A 15528-nucleotide genomic window follows, 5' to 3' on the forward strand; every position below is an offset into this window, starting at 1 on the left:
GAGTGAGCGGATTGTCCGTTACGCGCGGATCCGCGTGGTGACGTACGCGCTGATCCACGTGGTGGCGTTACGCCGTTCCGCGCACGCCCTTCGCGAGGTCGGCCGCGAGCGCCCGTACGGCTTCGAGGCCGGCCGCCTCGTCAGGGGCGTCCAGCATCCGCTTCACGAACGCCGAGCCGACGATCACGCCGTCGGCGAAGCCGGCCACCTCGGCGGCCTGCGCGGCGCTGGAGACGCCGAGGCCGACGCACACGGGCAGGTCGGTGGTGGCCTTGGTGCGCGCGACCAGGTCCTGGGCCTGGTTCCCGACCGACTCCCGGGTTCCGGTGACCCCCATCAGCGAGGCCGCGTACACGAAGCCGCTGCCCGCCGCGGTGATCTCGGCGAGCCGGGCGTCCTTGCTGCTGGGCGCGACGACGAAGACGGTCGCGAGACCGTGCTTCTCCGCGTGCTCCCTCCACAGCGCCGACTCCTGCACGGGCAGGTCGGGCAGGATGCAGCCCGCGCCGCCCGCCTCGGCGAGCTCGGCGGTGAAGCGCTCGACGCCGTAGCGGTCGACCGGGTTCCAGTACGTCATCACGAGGACGGGCTTTCCGGTGGCCGCGAAGGCCTCCCGGACGGTCCGCATCACGTCCGCGATCTTGACGCCGCCGCGCAGGGCGATGTCGTCGGCGGTCTGGATGACGGGGCCGTCGAGGACCGGGTCGCTGTGCGGCAGCCCGACCTCGACGACATCGGCACCGCCCTCGAAGACGGCCTTGATCGCCGCGATACCGCCGTCGACGGTCGGGAACCCGGCCGGCAGGTACGCGATGAGGGCGGACCGCCCCTCCGTCCTCGCCGCGGCGAGGGTGTCGCTCAACAGCCGGATGTTGCCGCTCACTTGACGTCCCCCTCGATCTCGGCGTTCTCGCTGTCGGCGTCCGCGGCGACGACGGCGTCGACGCCGTTGTCGTAGAGGCCGAAGTAGCGGGCGGCCGTGTCCATGTCCTTGTCGCCGCGCCCGGACAGGTTGACGACGATCAGCCCGTCCTCGCCCAGTTCCCTGCCGACCTCCAGGGCCCCGGCGAGCGCGTGGGCGCTCTCGATCGCCGGGATGATGCCCTCGGTGCGGGAGAGCAGCCGCAGGGCCTGCATCGCCGCGTCGTCGGTGACCGCGCGGTACTCGGCGCGGCCGCTGTCCTTGAGGTAGGAGTGCTCGGGGCCGATGCCCGGGTAGTCGAGTCCGGCCGAGATCGAGTAGGGCTCGGTGATCTGGCCCTCCTCGTCCTGGAGGACGTACGAGCGTGATCCGTGCAGGATGCCGGGCTCGCCGGCGGTCAGGGTCGCCGCGTGCTCGCCGGTCTCCAGCCCGTGCCCGCCGGGCTCGCAGCCGATCAGGCGCACGCCGCTGTCGGGGATGAAGGCGTGGAAGAGGCCGATCGCGTTCGAACCGCCGCCGACGCAGGCGACGGCGGCGTCGGGCAGCCGTCCGGCGCGCTCCAGGATCTGCCGGCGGGCCTCCACTCCGATGACGCGGTGGAAGTCGCGGACCATGGCGGGGAAGGGGTGCGGGCCCGCGACGGTCCCGAAGAGGTAGTGGGTGTGGTCGACGTTGGCGACCCAGTCGCGGAAGGCCTCGTTGATGGCGTCCTTGAGGGTGCGGGAGCCGGACTTCACGGCGATGACCTCGGCGCCGAGCATGCGCATCCGGGCCACGTTCAGTGCCTGGCGCTGGGTGTCGATCTCGCCCATGTAGATGGTGCATTCGAGGCCGAAGAGCGCGCAGGCGGTGGCCGTGGCGACGCCGTGCTGGCCGGCGCCGGTCTCCGCGATGACACGGGTCTTGCCCATGCGCCGGGTGAGCAGGGCCTGGCCGAGCACGTTGTTGATCTTGTGCGAGCCGGTGTGGTTGAGGTCCTCGCGCTTGAGGAAGATCCTTGCGCCACCGGCGTGTTCGGCGAAGCGCGGCACCTCGGTGAGGGAGCTCGGGCGTCCGGTGTAGTGGACGAGCAGGTCGTCGAGCTCGCGGGCGAACTCGGGGTCCGCCTTCGCCTTGTCGTACTCGACGGCGACCTCGTCCACGGCGGCGACCAGCGCCTCGGGGATGAACTTGCCGCCGAACGCGCCGAAGTAGCCTTCGGTGCTGGGGACTTGACCGTCGGGGTCGGGAATGAAGAACTCGCTGGGCATGCGGATACCTCGCAGGGGCGACAGCCCCGGTTACGGGATCGGACAGGGGTCACGGAAGCCGGACGCACCCGCGCTCCGCGGTCACCGACGAGCCCGTCGGTGACACCGCCCGCCCTCACCGCGGGTCCACCCCTGCCGACGCGACGGACGCGCCGTCGCGAGGACCGGGGTGTGCCGGAATCGGCTCGGTCCCTGTACAGGGTGGAGCCGGCTCGTTCCCGCATGGGCGGAACCGGATCGGTCCCCGCACGGGTGGAGCCGGCTCGGTCCACGCGTGCGGTGGACCCGGACCGATCCACGCTTGCGGGGGACTCGGCTCCACGCGGGCGGTGGATCGGCCCGGTCCGCCCGCGAGGGGGGACTAGGCCGGGGAGGGCGTGAGCGCGCGTACGCGCTCGGGCCATCGCATGCCGTTGACCTGACCCGGCTCGTCGCCGATGACGTAACGGACCCGGCGCCCGTGCACACGGCGTGCGGGCGCCCGGCAGCCGCGCGGCCTGCAGCCGCGGGCGAGGCGGGCGTAGGGGTCACGTGCCGCCGAGGGCGCCGGGAGCACTGCGCCGGGCGGCACACAGGGGTGCCCGGCGTGCGGGCCCCCGGGAGGGGACAGGTGCGTACCGGACGCGACGGGCGGGCACGCGTGCCGGCCGTCCACCCTCACCACGGGCGATCCGGCACGCGGCGACGGGACCGGACTTCCCGGAACCGGTACGGCCGGAGCCGTGGGGCCCGAAGCCGGTACGGCAGGACCTGGCACAGCCGGAGCCTGTTCGGCCGGACGGGGTACGGCCGACCCCGCGCGCGCCGCTACGCCGTCGGGGCGGTGGCCCGGACGGGGTACGGCGGCGGCGGAGGTCGGGGCGGACACCGGCAGGTCAGTCCCGTCCGTGCCGCAGGGCCGGGTGGGCGCCCGCCGCGACCAGGTCGGAGACCGCGGTCTTCGGGTCGCGGCCGGTGACGAGGGACTCGCCGACCAGGACCGCGTCGGCGCCCGCGTTGGCGTACGCGATGAGGTCGTGCGGGCCGCGGACACCGGACTCGGCGATCTTGACGATGCTGTCGGGGATCTCGGGGGCGACCCGCTCGAAGGTCGTACGGTCGACCTTCAGCGTCTTGAGGTCGCGCGCGTTGACACCGATGATCTTCGCGCCGGCGTCCACCGCGCGCTCGACCTCGTCCTCGTCGTGCACCTCGACGATCGGCGTGAGCCCGATGGACTCGGCACGCTCGATGAGGGACTCCAGGGCGGGCTGTTCGAGCGCCGCGACGATCAGCAGCGCCAGGTCGGCGCCGTACGCGCGGGCCTCCCAGAGCTGGTACGACGTGACGATGAAGTCCTTGCGCAGCACCGGGATGTCCACCCGGGCGCGGACGGCCTCCAGGTCGGCGAGCGAACCGCCGAAGCGGCGCTGTTCGGTGAGGACGGAGATGACGGCCGCGCCGCCCGCCTCGTAGTCGGCGGCCAGGGCCGCCGGGTCGGCGATCGCGGCGAGCGCGCCCTTGGAGGGGCTGGACCGCTTGACCTCGCAGATGACCTTGACGCCGTCGCCGCGCAGGGCGGCCACGCCGTCCTTGGCCGCCGGAGCCTTCGCCGCGCGCTCCTTGAGCTCGTCGAGGCTGACGCGCGCCTGCCGCTCCGCGAGGTCGGCACGGACTCCGTCGATGATCTCGTCGAGCACACTCACGCGAGCGGCCCCCTTCCCTGCGGTGGACGGTTGAAGCGGTCGAGCAGCCGACCCGGGTTCACCGTCCCTGACGGAAAAGTCGGGTCACTGCGATGGTATCCGGAGGAAGGCGTAGCCCTCGCATCCGGTTGACGCCGGTCCCATTACCTGGACATTTGTCATTTGATCAAGGATGCAGCCAGCCACCGGACGGCAGGTTCCGGACAACGGTGAAGACCAGCACCAACGCGCCCAGGCTCCACAGGTGCACCGGTCCGAGATCGAGCCGCACGGGCCGTCCGCGCACCGCGCGGATCACCCATACGGCCCACAGCACGGCGAAGGCCAGGTAGCCGCCGACGGCGAGCGCGTTGTCCGTGAGCGCCGCGGCGAGGTCTCCGTGCACGAAGGCGTGCGCGCTGCGCAGCCCGCCGCAGCCGGGGCAGTACACGCCCGTGAGGCGCAGCAGCGGACAGACGGGGTAGTGGCCGGGCTGGTTGGGGTCGACAGCCCCGACGTACGCGAAGGCCCCGGCGACGGCCGCGAGCGTCGCGCCGGGAACGGCGAGCCGCCGCACCAGGTCACCGGCGCCCGGCCCGCTCCGCGTCACCCTCTGGATTTCGGCGTTCACCCGACGCATTCTGCCTCGCGCGCGGGGCGGGCGCTCGCCCGCGTACGCGGAAGGCGGCCCCGGCGGGTGTGCCGGGGCCGCCTTCCGTGAAGCCTCAGTGGGTCAGGCGTCGGCGCTCACGGTCGAGCGCGCGGTGTTCGCGGGGTGCGCCTCGGAGGTCTTCGGCTGGCCGAGACCCATGCTCCGCATGACCATGCCCACGACACCGCCGAGGACGACGACGACCATGCCGGCCCAGAAGCCCAGCGGTTCGGCCATCACCATGTAGGCACCCGCGATGCAGAAACCGATGAAGGCGATGATGACACCGGTCCAGGCGGCCGGGGTGTGACCGTGGCTGCTGCCCGCCATGACTTGCTCCTCGTTGCTGTATGCGTGTGTGAGTCGGACGCTCACGTCCATTGTCCCGTACGCGCGGACCCGCCGTGTGCGGGGGGTGGCCGCTCGCGCGTCGTTCCGGCCGAGTCGGGACGAAGGACCCGGGCCCAAGGACCGGGTCCTTGCCGGGGCCTAGGTCCCGACGGGGTCGGGACCGGTGGGGTCGGGGTCGGGACCGGTGGGGTCCTCGCCGCGGTCGAGTGCCTTCCAGAGGTCCTCGGGGCGGTCCGGGTCGACCGGCTTGACCTTGCGGGGCCGGGGCCTGCCGTCCCGCTCGTAGCGGCCGGACATGCCGGGCCACAGCCGTCCGTAGCGCAGGGCGAGCAGCCCGGCGAGCAGGATGAGCACGCCGCCCGCCGCGGCCACGTACGGCCAGAGGGTGTGGTCGATCCCGGCGGCGGTGGCGGCGGTGTCGCCGGAGGCGGCGGCGGCCCGCTCGTCGAGGGCGGAGCTGTCGCCTGCGCCGAGGACGGCGGCGACGATCGTGCCCGCGCCGGAGAGCGCGAGCAGAGCGGAGACCAGGAGGCGGCCGGAGCGGCGGACGGCGAAGACGGCGACGAGCGCGGCGAGGCCGACTATCGCGAGCGCCGCGGGCACACCCGTGACGTCGCTGCCCTTGGCGGTGAGGGGGAAGGCGCCACCGGCCACGGTCGCGGTCCCCTCTGCCCAGCTCTGCCGGGTGGACAGCAGGGCCACGGCCGCGCCGAGCGCGCCGCTCAGCAGGGTCACGGCGAGGCTGCGGCGGCCGGACCGGGCGGGTCCCGCGGCTTCGGATCGGGGGTGAGGTACAGCAGTCACAGACCCCACTATCGCCTGAACCCCGGGCGAACCCGCATCCGGGGTTACGTGAGCCTCGTCCTATTGACCGGCCATTAGCTGCGTTTCGCCCGCGGTCGTACGGCCCCGGGCACGGTCGGGCGGTACGCCAACTGCCCCTCGCCCGGCCGCCCGAGCCGGTCCGCCACCCGGCCGCACCTGCCGTTTCGCCACCGGGCCGCGCCGGCCGGTCCGCCACCCGGCCGCACCTGCCGTTTCGCCACCGGGCCGCGCCGGCCGGTCCACCGCCCGGCCGCCCGAGCCGGTTCGTCACCCGACTGCGCCGGCCGGTTCGCCGCCCAGCTGCCCGGCTCCGGTCCGGCACGGGCGCGCCCGGGCCGGAGTCCGCTCCTCGCGCTACTGCCCGAGCCGGTTCGCCGTGTGGACGGCGCGCAGGACCGCCGCCGCCTTGTTGCGGCACTCGTCGTCCTCCAAGGCCGGGACCGAGTCGGCGACGATGCCGGCGCCGGCCTGGACGTACGCCGTGCCGTCCCGCAGCAGGGCCGTACGGATGGCGATGGCGGTGTCGGAGTCGCCGGCGAAGTCGAGGTAGCCGACGCAGCCGCCGTACAACCCGCGCCGGGACGGCTCCAGTTCGTCGATGATCTGCATCGCGCGCGGCTTGGGCGCGCCGGAGAGGGTGCCGGCGGGGAAGCAGGCGGTGAGCACGTCGAAGGCCGTACGGCCCGCGGCGACCCTGCCGGTCACCGTGGAGACGATGTGCATCACGTGCGAGTACCGCTCGATGGACATGAAGTCGACGACCTCGACGGAGCCGGGCTCGCAGACCCGTCCCAGGTCGTTGCGCCCGAGGTCGACGAGCATGAGGTGCTCGGCGCGCTCCTTGGGGTCGGCGATCAGCTCGTCGGCGAGGGCCTGGTCGTCCTGGACGGTCGCGCCGCGCGGCCGGGTGCCCGCGATGGGATGCACCATCGCCTGCCCTCCCTCGACCTTGACCAGGGCCTCCGGGGAGGAGCCGACGACGTCGAAGCCGTCGAAGCGGAACAGGTACATGTACGGCGACGGGTTGGTCGCCCGCAGGACCCGGTAGACGTCCAACGCGCTGGCGGTGCACGGCGTTTCGAAGCGCTGGGAAGGGACGACCTGGAAGGCCTCGCCGGCCCGGATGCGCTCCTTGATGTCCTCGACGGCGACCTGGAAGTCGGGGCCGCCCCAGAGCGCGGTGTACTCGGGGAGTTCGGAGGGCGGGAGCGCGGCGGGCGGCTGGGACACCGCGCGCGAGAGGTCGGCCTCCATGGCGTCCAGACGGGCGACGGCGTCCGCGTAGGCCTCGTCGACTCCGGTGTCCAGGTCGTTGTGGTTGATCGCGTTGGCGATGAGCTGGACCGAGCCGTCCCAGTGGTCCAGGACGGCCAGGTCGCTGGTGAGCAGCATGGTCAGCTCGGGCAGCTTCAGGTCGTCGCGCTCGCCGGGGCCGATCTTCTCCAGGCGGCGCACGATGTCGTAGCCGAGATAGCCGACCATGCCGCCGGTGAACGGGGGCAGTCCCTCGCCCTGCGGGGTGTGCAGCGCCTCGATGGTGGCGCGCAGGGCCGCGAGGGGATCGCCCTCCACGGGGACACCGACGGGCGGGGTGCCGAGCCAGTGCGCCTGTCCGTCCCGCTCGGTGAGGGTCGCGGCGGAGCGGACGCCCACGAAGGAGTAGCGCGACCAGGACAGGGAGGTGCGGCCGTTCTCGGCGGATTCGAGCAGGAACGTGCCGGGGCGCTCGGCGGCCAGCTTGCGGTAGAGCGCGACCGGCGTGTCGCCGTCCGCGAGCAGTTTGCGGCTGACGGGAATGACGCGGCGGTCGGTGGCCAGCTTGCGGAACGTCTCGAGGTCCATGGCGGCTGACCTTACTGATTCCCGGCCGGTGCACCGGAATCGGCGCCCTCGGGCCCGTCGCCCGCGTCCTTCAGGAGCACGTCTTCGTCGAAGCAGGTGCGGGCGCCGGTGTGACAGGCGGCGCCCACCTGGTCGACCCGCACCAGGACGGTGTCGGCGTCGCAGTCCAGGGCCACGGACTTGACGTGCTGGAAGTGGCCGGAGGTGTCGCCCTTGACCCAGTACTCCTGGCGGCTGCGTGACCAGTAGGTGCAGCGGCCCGTGGTGAGGGTGCGGTGCAGTGCCTCGTCGTCCATCCAGCCGAGCATCAGCACCTCACCGGTGTCGTACTGCTGGGCGATGGCGGGGACGAGCCCGTCGGCGGCGCGCTTGAGGCGGGCGGCGATCCCGGGGTCCAGGCTGCTGGGGGGAGGCGTGCTGGTCATGGGTGCCATTGTGCCGCGCCGGACCGTCCTACCCGGCCGTTGTCCACAAGCCGGACCGCTTAGTTGTCCACAGGCCGGACGCGACGGGATCCGGCGCGCCCTCCACTGGGCGGACCGGCCGGCCGGTCGTAGGCTGGCTGGCATGTCGACCCATGCGAAGCGCGAACGGCTCCTCCTCGCCGATCTGTTGGAAGCCGTGGGCCCGGACGCCCCTACCCTGTGCGAGGGCTGGAACAGCCGGGACCTCGCCGCGCACGTGGTGGTGCGGGAGCGCCGCCCCGACGCAGCGGGCGGTCTCGTCGTCAAGCAGCTCGCGCCGCGCCTGGAGCGGGTGATGGCGGAGTTCGCCGAGAAGCCGTACGAGGAGCTGATCGAGCTCGTCCGTACGGGGCCGCCGCGCTTCTCGCCGTTCAACCTGAAGCAGCTCGACGAGGCCTCGAACGTGGTCGAGTTCTACGTCCACACCGAGGACGTACGGCGCGCGCAGCCGGACTGGTCGCCGCGCGAACTGGACGCGGTGTTCCAGGAGGCCCTGTGGTCGCGGCTGGAGCGCACGGCCCGGCTGATGGGGCGCGGCGCCCCGACGGGCGTGGTCCTGCGCCGGCCGAACGGCCAGACGGCGGTGCTGAACAAGGGCACGCCGGTGGTGACGGTGACCGGCGAGCCCTCGGAGCTGCTGCTGTTCGCGTTCGGCCGGCAGAGCGTGGCGGACGTCGAGCTGGACGGCGACAAGGACGCGATCACCAAGCTCCACGAGGCGAAGCAGCTGGGAATCTAGCCGCCGCGTCGCCGGCCCTGCACGGTCGGCGTCCGGCCCGTTCCGTCGTGCCGGTCGGCCGGGCGGTCGGCGGCCGGGGTCAGCCGGGAAGTTCGGCGCGGCGCAGGTCCCGTACGCACAGGGCGAGGACTCCGCCGAGGCCGCACACGGCGGCGCTGGTGACGAAGACCGGCCCGGTGCCCCACCAGCCGATCGCGGCGGCGGTCAGCGGCATGCTGAGCGGGGCGAGGCCGAGGCTGACGATGCCGGCGACGGCGGTGACCCGGCCCAGGTAGGCGGGGTCGGACCGGGTCTGGAGCAACGCGCCGCACAGGGCGCCGCTGAGCCCGGCGAGCAGCCCGACGACGAGGGCGACGCCGACGGCCCCGGCGACGCTCGGCACGAAGGCGAGCGAGCCGATGGCCACGGAGCCGCCGAGGATGGCCAGTGCGGCGACGATTCCCGCGCGCGGGAGCCGTCCGCGCAGGGTCAGCAGCAGTGCGGCGGCTCCCGCGCCGACGCCGAACGCGGCGATCACCCAGCCCATCCCGGACGCGCCCCAGCCGCGCCGGTCGGCGAGCAGGGCCAGTCCCACGTTCAGCGGGCCCACGAAGCCGAGGTCGCCGAGGGCGATGGCGACGATGAGCGGGGCGAGGACGCGGTGGCCGCGGATGTAGCGCAGACCGTCAAGGAGGTCGCGCCAGGCGGTGCGTTCCGCCGGGTCCGTCGTGTCGTCCGGGGGCAGCTCCCGCATGCGTACGGAGATCAGCAGCGGTACCGACAGGGCGATGAGCCCGCCCGCCAGCGCGAACGCGGACGCCGAGCCGCCGAGGGCCACGGCGAGGCCGCCGAGCGGGGCGCCCAGCACATTGGCGAAGCGGATCGCGAGACCCCGCATGCCCTGCACCCGGGCGAGCTGGTCCCGGCCGGTGACCCGGGCGGGGAGGGCGCCCACGGCGGGCATGAACACGGCGTCGACGATGCCGAAGACGACGGCGAGCAGGGCCAGCAGCCACAGCCCGGGGCTGGTCGCGAAGAGCAGCGCGGCGACCGTCAGTACGGCCGCGCAGCGCACCGCGTCGCTGCCGATGACGACCTTCCTCGGCCCGAAGCGGTCGGCGACCACTCCCCCGCCCAGCATCAGCAGCGCCCGCGGCACGGCGCTGACGGCCATCACGATTCCCGCCTGCGAGGGCGTCCCGGCCCGGACGGCGGCCCAGGACAGCGCGATGTAGAAGACGTTGTCGCCGATCATCGACGAGGTGTAGGCACCGAGCCAGCGCAGGACGTTGCCGTCGCGGTGGGCGGGCCTGCCGGGGGCCTGCGGGGGAGCCTCGGCGGGGGCCTGTCCGGGGGTCGGTATGACGGTCGTCGCGGTCACGGGATCGAGTCCTCTCGGGTCGGGCGCGCTCTGGGGATCAGACACGGAACGGGAATCCGTGGACGTGCAGGGCGACGTTCTCGCGCCCTTCGGTGTCACCGGCCGCTTCGTCCGCGCGGCCCTTCTCGTCGTACTTCCTGATGACGGTGAGCAACTCGTCCTGCAATTCGCCCAGCTGGACCGCGGTCAGCCGCAAGGTCGCCTCCGCGTCGACGGACGCGTCGTTCCACTCCGTCGACCAGGTGGCCCGTTCGTCGAGGTAGCGCCGGTAGAGCTCGCTGCGCTGGTCGTGGTAGAGCCGGGTGAAGGCGAGATGGGCGGCCTCCTTCTCCGGCGCGTCCCGGAAATCGACACCCCGGACGCTCACGCCGTCCGAGGCCGGCTGCCACCACCGCTCGCGGCCGTCTCCGCTGCGCGCCTCGGCCTCCTCGATCAGCCCGTGCTCGGCGAGCTTGCGCAGGTGGTAGCTGACGAGCGAGGGCGCCTCGTCGACCTGCTCGCCCAGCTGGGACGCGGTGGCCGTACCGGCGACGTTCAGAGCGCGGTACAGCCGCATCCGCAGTGGGTGCCCAAGGGCTTTGAGCGTGCCCACATCCGTGATCCGGCGGTTCTCCTTGCTTGCCATGATCCGACCCTAGATGCGAAAGAAAAGTTGCGCAACTAAAATTGCGCAACTTTTCTTTCACGTCTGCGCGTCCGTCGGATCAGGGATCGAGCAGCGTGTGGGCGGCCAGGGCCAGGGACAGTTCCACGACGTCCGCGGGCCTGGTCAGGGAGCGGCCCGTGAGCTGTTCGCAGCGGCGCAGCCGGTTCAGGACCGTGTTGCGGTGGCAGTAGAGGCGGCCCGCGGCCCGCTGGGCGGAACCGTCGCAGGCGAGCCACGCCGTCAGCGTGTCCAGCATGACGTCCCGGTCGGACAGGTCCAGCCGCAGCAGCGGACCGAGAACCCGCTCGGAGAGCGCGGCGCCCAGGACCGGCGCGGAGACGACGAGCGCGGCGGGCAGATGCTCCTCCAGTACGACGGTTCCACCGGAGCGCGGGCAGGCCCGCAGCGCCGTGTCGGCCAGGCGGCGGGCGTCACCGATCGCCGCGAGACCTTCCACCACCGGGCTCACTCCGACCCGGGCCACCGGCGGGGCGGTCAGCCGGCGGGCGATCTCCCCGGCGTCCACGTCGAGCCCGTGCGTCCGGGGGCGCCTCCCGCCACGGCCGCCCGAGCCGTCCGAACCGTCCTCGCCCGCCGGGACGGGCGAGGACGGCTCGACGCCCGCGCCGAGGAGGCCTCTCCCGCGGCCGAGGCCGGACCGGCCCCCTTCACAGGACCCGCCCCCGTCGCAGGGCTGGTCAGCGTCGTAGGGCCGGTCCCCGCCACAGGGGCGGTCAGCATCGTAGGGCCGGTCCCCGTCACAGGGCCGGTCGGCGTCGTGGGGCTGGTCCCCGTCACAGCGGTGGTCGGCGCCGTAGGGGTGGTCAGCGTGGTACCGGTGGTCGCCGAGCAGGACGATGCCGTAGCTGCCCTCGCTGTCCCGGTTGCGGTCGCGGTACCAGAGCACCCGCAGGCCTGAAAGGCGTACCCGGCCCCGTACGTCCGCGGACGCCCGGCCGACGGGCAGGCGGGCCAGCACCACCGCGTAGCGGCCCTGTTCGGGGAGCCCCAAGGCCGCGGCGGTGGCCGGCAGATCGGCGATCCGCGCGGTGCCGTCGAGCAGCGCGGCCGTCATCAGCCGCAGCCGGTTCTCCCGGCGCCACATCAGCTCGCGCTCGGTCTGGCGGTAGGCGTCGGCGGCGACGGCGCAGTGGTCGTCGACGAAGTTCCAGACGTCGGCGGCCACATGCACGAGCAGCCGGGCGTCGGCCGGGTGGCGGCGGGTCGTCTCGTCGACGAGCTCCTGCCAGATCATGCCGCCACCCAGCCGGAAGGCGCGCAGCAGGGCGTCCAGCGGAAGGCCGCGTTCGGCGCGGGCCCGCCCGATGGCCCAGGAGCAGCGATGGGCGGCCTCGCGCAGTTCACCGGGCCGGATCAGGGATCCGACGTTCAGCCGCAGCGAGCGCCGCACCTCGTCGCGCACGCTCTCCGCGTCGGCCTCCATGGCCGTGCGGTACGCGGGTTCGCGCTCCTTCAGGAGGTCCATCAGGCGTTCGGTGAGTTCGGGCAGCCCCGCCATCAGCGCGTGGGCGGCACGGTGCAGGACCGAGAGGGCCTCCGCGTCGACGGCCGGTCGGGCGGCCGGAACCGGGGGCCGCGGTCCGGGCTGGGACCGGACGTGGGCGGGTACGAGGTGCTGCATCGCTGTCCTCCACCGGGGTCGGCTCGGTCCGGGCTGCCCGGTGGGCCGACGCGCGGCACCCGGGTGCTCGGACCTCCTGATCCCGCAGGATGACATACCGCCTGGTCGGTACCTAGGGGTGTGCGGCGGTCTTCTCGGCCCGGCCCACCAAGCGGGAGAGCTCGACGCGGGAGCGGACCCCCAGGGTGGCGAAGACATTGCGCAGGTGGTGATCCACGGTGCGGGGGCTGACGGACAGGCGCAGCGCCACTTCGCGGTTGGTGGCCCCTTCCGCGACGCAGCGGGCGATCCGTAGCTGTTGGGGCGTCAGAAGCGTGAGCGGACCGGCCGGTTCACCCGGTCCGGCGTCCCCGGTGGCCCGCAGTTCGGCCCTCGCCTGTGCGGCCCAGCCGAGCGCCCCGCCGCGCTCGAAGGACACCAGCGCGTCCCGCAGGCGGCCACGGGCCTCGCCCGGTCTGCGCCGGCGTCGCAGCCAGGCCCCGTAGAGGAGTTGGGTGCGTCCGCGTTCGAAGTCCCCGGCCGCCTCCTCGTGTCGGGCCAGCGCGGTGGTGAACAACGCCTCGCATTCCTCGAGTCCGCTCAACAGCGCTCGGCAGCGAGCCAGTTGGGCGGGGGCCTGGGGATCGGCGCCCTGGTCGGCCCAGTGGGCGAACTCGGCCACCGCGGACCGGGCGGCCTCCGTCTGTCCGGTGCGGGCCGCCGCTTCCACGAAGCAGGGGACGGCGAGCATCCGGACCGCGAAGTGACCGCGGCGGGGGCCGGAGCCGACCAGGGGGCCGAGCCGCGCGGCGGCCTCGGGGAGCCGGCCGCGGGCCAGGTCGGCACGGGCCCGCGCCCACTGGGACAGTGTGGCCGCCTGGGCGAGACCGTGGGACGCGGCGACACGTTCGGCGGCGTCGGCGTGCGCCACGACGGCCTCCGAAGAGCCCTCGACCGACGCCACCAGCGCGAGGATCGCGTGGTGATGTGCCGCGAGGTTGTCCTGACCGGCACCGCGGGCCGTACGCAGGCCGTCCTCGGCGTGGGCACGGGCGCGGGCATGGCGGCCCGCGCGCAGTTCTCCGTACGCCAGGCGTTCCAGCGCCTTGGCGACCAGGATGTACGGGCCTCGGGCCCTGGCGGCGGCGAGCGCACGGGAGTTGGCGCGGCAGGCGGCGGTGAGGTCACCGACGACGAGGGCGGCGCCCCCGGCCCGCAGCAGCGCTTCCGGGCCGTCGAGGATTCCGGCCTCCCCCGATCCGGCCACCACCTCCCGCAACGGCTCCCGTCCGGTGTCCAGGCGGCCGTGCATCACCTCGGACATCCCCGCCCGGTACGCCGCGAGACGTCGATCGGCTTCCGGCCACGCCGCGGTGTTCTCCGGCTGCGCCGGGATGTGGTCCGGCCGGGCCTGGATGCGGCCCTGCCGCGCCGCGGTGATTTCCGGCTGCGCCGCGGTGTTCTCCGGCTGCGCCGGGATGTTGTCCGGCTGCACCGGAGTGTGGTCCGGCCGGGCCTGGATGCGACCCCGCCGCGCCGGGATGTGGTCCGGCCGGGCCTGGATGCGGCCCTGCCGCGCCGTGGTGATTTCCGGCTGCGCCGTGGTGTTCTCCGGCTGCGCCGGGATGTTGTCCGGCCGCACCGGGATGTGGTCCGCCCGGGCCGGAATGTGGTCCGGCCGGACCGGGGTGTGATCCAGGGCTTCCACGCACGCCGCCGCGTCGCCCATCGCCCAGGACGCCTCGACGGCGGCGAGCCTGGCGGCCAGGGCGAGGTCCGCGTCGGCGGGGGCCAGCAACTCGGCGGCCAGCAACAGCGCTTCGCGGGCGTCGGCGACCGGGCCGTCCTGGAGGGCGAGCTGACCGCTCACCAGTTGGGCCGCGCCGCGCACGGCGCCGTGCGGACCCTCGCACCCCGCCTGCGCGAGCAACTCCCGCGCGCGGTGCGGCAGTCCCGCCAGCCGGGCCTGATCGGCGGCGTTGATCAGGCGGACGGCGCGCGATTCCCCGTCGGTGGCGAGTTCGGCCGACCGTGCCCAGGCCACCGAGCGCTCCGCGTGGGTCGGTCCGCCGTCCGGCAGCGCCGCCGCGGCGGCGAGCGCGTCTCCGAGGCCGGGTGAAGGGGCGCGGGCTGCCGAGGCCCGGTGGAAGAGAACGGGCAGCGCGCGCGGGCCTCCGGCGTGGGCATCGGCCAGCAGACGGTGGGCCGCACGTCGGCGGGCGGGCGGGACGGTCACGTAGACGGTGCGGGCCAGGCACGGATCGACGAGGCGGATACGGCCCCGGGTGAGCTGGAGAAGTCCCGCGGTCTCGGCGGTGTCGAGGGCACCGGCGTCGAGTCCCCCCGCCCCGGCCGCCCGGAGAATCACCGCCGCGTCCGCCCCGGCGGCCCTCGCGTCCCGCTCCCGCTCGGCCGCCACCAGCAGCAACAGACCCGCCGGAGCACCGCCCAAGGCACCCGAACCCGAGCCCGCGACGCCGTCCACGCCGGGAGACACACCAGGTTCAGCCGCTTCCCCGGCCACGGACACCGGGACGCCGACCACGCTGGCCGGGCTGGCCGGGCCGATCGCGCCGATCGAGCGGGTCGAGCCGGTCACACCGACCGCGCCGACCGCGCCGACCGCGCCGGGGTCGTATACCGCGGAGGTGTCGGCGCGTACGGCGGTCGTACGGGCGCGACCGGCCCGGGGCTCCGGACGCTCCGGCCACCGGCGCCGGTTTCCGCCGCCGCGGACCGCGGCGCGGAGGACCGTCGCCGGGCCCGGGCCAGGGGGCGGCGGCGCCGTGGAACCCGGCGCCGAGAGGGGGTCCGGCTCGTGCCCGGGGGCGGGCGGCCGACCGGGGCCGCGGCTCTGGCCCGGGTCGTTCGACGCACCCCGGGCGGGCGGCGGTAACGAGCTCCGGCCGACCGTCCGGAGGGGACTTCGCGCAGTCGCGTTTCCAGTCACGACCGTCACGTTACTTCTGCGTAAACGAAGGCGGAAGTCCCGCGTTCGCCGGCCCGCGCGAGCCCTGAAACCCCCTCCGACCTGGGCGGACAAGGCCCTCGCGGGGATGGCGGCTGGGCGTGCTCCCAGGCCCGGCGGGCAAGGCTTGTGCGCCCGCACAAGTACCGCGCCCCAACACCGCGCCGCGGCCCCCGGACCCGCACGCAGGTGACGGCCGCCGGAGACGGCGGCCGTCACCCCCG

At 74.2% G+C, this 15528-nt stretch carries 14 protein-coding genes; 1 reads left to right on the top strand and 13 read right to left on the bottom strand.

The features are described 5' to 3' along the window. Positions 1-67: 67 nt before the first annotated feature. The 9 genes from trpA to hisI form a co-directional block, all read right to left on the bottom strand. The gene (trpA, locus tag ACIQRL_RS01545; RefSeq protein WP_401325540.1) at positions 68-883 is read right to left on the bottom strand and encodes a tryptophan synthase subunit alpha; all 816 of its coding nucleotides are present in this window, start codon (positions 881-883) and stop codon (positions 68-70) included. Beyond that, entirely contained in the window at positions 880-2172 is a 1293-nt protein-coding gene (trpB, locus tag ACIQRL_RS01550; RefSeq protein WP_401325543.1) for a tryptophan synthase subunit beta, read from the bottom strand. The genes trpA and trpB overlap by 4 nt, the downstream gene beginning before the upstream one ends. Before the next feature lie 361 nt (positions 2173-2533). Then, positions 2534-2743, bottom strand: coding sequence for a tryptophan biosynthesis modulator TrpM (trpM, locus tag ACIQRL_RS01555; RefSeq protein ID WP_401325545.1), 210 nt, complete (start codon positions 2741-2743; stop codon positions 2534-2536). A gap of 304 nt (positions 2744-3047) precedes the next feature. Then, on the bottom strand, positions 3048-3857 hold the full coding sequence (gene trpC, locus ACIQRL_RS01560) for an indole-3-glycerol phosphate synthase TrpC (protein WP_401325548.1): 810 nt from the start codon (positions 3855-3857) through the stop codon (positions 3048-3050). Between the two features lie 166 nt (positions 3858-4023). After that, positions 4024-4476 (bottom strand): DUF2752 domain-containing protein, encoded by a 453-nt coding sequence (locus tag ACIQRL_RS01565; protein WP_401325549.1) that lies wholly within the window; start codon positions 4474-4476, stop codon positions 4024-4026. 93 nt (positions 4477-4569) lie between these two features. After that, positions 4570-4818: an HGxxPAAW family protein gene (locus ACIQRL_RS01570; protein WP_355855977.1), complete on the bottom strand. Its 249-nt coding sequence runs from the start codon at positions 4816-4818 to the stop codon at positions 4570-4572. Between the two features lie 159 nt (positions 4819-4977). Next, a complete protein-coding gene (locus ACIQRL_RS01575) occupies positions 4978-5652 on the bottom strand; it encodes a TIGR02234 family membrane protein (RefSeq protein ID WP_401325552.1) in 675 nt (224 codons plus the stop codon). A 366-nt stretch (positions 5653-6018) separates the two neighbouring features. Next, positions 6019-7506, bottom strand: a complete 1488-nt coding sequence (locus ACIQRL_RS01580) for an anthranilate synthase component I (protein ID WP_401325555.1) — start codon at positions 7504-7506, stop codon at positions 6019-6021. Between the two features lie 11 nt (positions 7507-7517). Beyond that, a complete protein-coding gene (gene hisI, locus ACIQRL_RS01585; RefSeq protein ID WP_401325557.1) occupies positions 7518-7931 on the bottom strand; it encodes a phosphoribosyl-AMP cyclohydrolase in 414 nt (137 codons plus the stop codon). Positions 7932-8073: 142 nt separating this feature from the next. On the opposite strand from hisI, the gene ACIQRL_RS01590 reads away from it, so the two are divergent. Then, the gene (locus tag ACIQRL_RS01590) at positions 8074-8709 is read left to right on the top strand and encodes a TIGR03085 family metal-binding protein (protein ID WP_401325559.1); all 636 of its coding nucleotides are present in this window, start codon (positions 8074-8076) and stop codon (positions 8707-8709) included. A 79-nt stretch (positions 8710-8788) separates the two neighbouring features. Here ACIQRL_RS01590 and ACIQRL_RS01595 read toward each other — a convergent pair whose 3' ends face one another. The 4 genes from ACIQRL_RS01595 to ACIQRL_RS01610 all read right to left on the bottom strand — a co-directional run bounded on the left by ACIQRL_RS01595 (position 8789) and on the right by ACIQRL_RS01610 (position 14935). Continuing rightward, entirely contained in the window at positions 8789-10051 is a 1263-nt protein-coding gene (locus tag ACIQRL_RS01595) for an MFS transporter (protein WP_401327998.1), read from the bottom strand. Between the two features lie 55 nt (positions 10052-10106). Continuing rightward, positions 10107-10694 (bottom strand): helix-turn-helix domain-containing protein, encoded by a 588-nt coding sequence (locus ACIQRL_RS01600; protein ID WP_401325561.1) that lies wholly within the window; start codon positions 10692-10694, stop codon positions 10107-10109. Between the two features lie 79 nt (positions 10695-10773). Further along, positions 10774-12357, bottom strand: a complete 1584-nt coding sequence (locus ACIQRL_RS01605) for a PucR family transcriptional regulator (RefSeq protein ID WP_401325563.1) — start codon at positions 12355-12357, stop codon at positions 10774-10776. Between the two features lie 112 nt (positions 12358-12469). Then, complete coding sequence (locus ACIQRL_RS01610; RefSeq protein WP_401325566.1) at positions 12470-14935, bottom strand: LuxR C-terminal-related transcriptional regulator; 2466 nt, start codon at positions 14933-14935, stop codon at positions 12470-12472. Positions 14936-15528 lie beyond the last annotated feature (593 nt).

It is taken from the genome of Streptomyces sp. NPDC091209 (assembly GCF_044757755.1).
Lineage (GTDB): Bacteria > Actinomycetota > Actinomycetes > Streptomycetales > Streptomycetaceae > Streptomyces.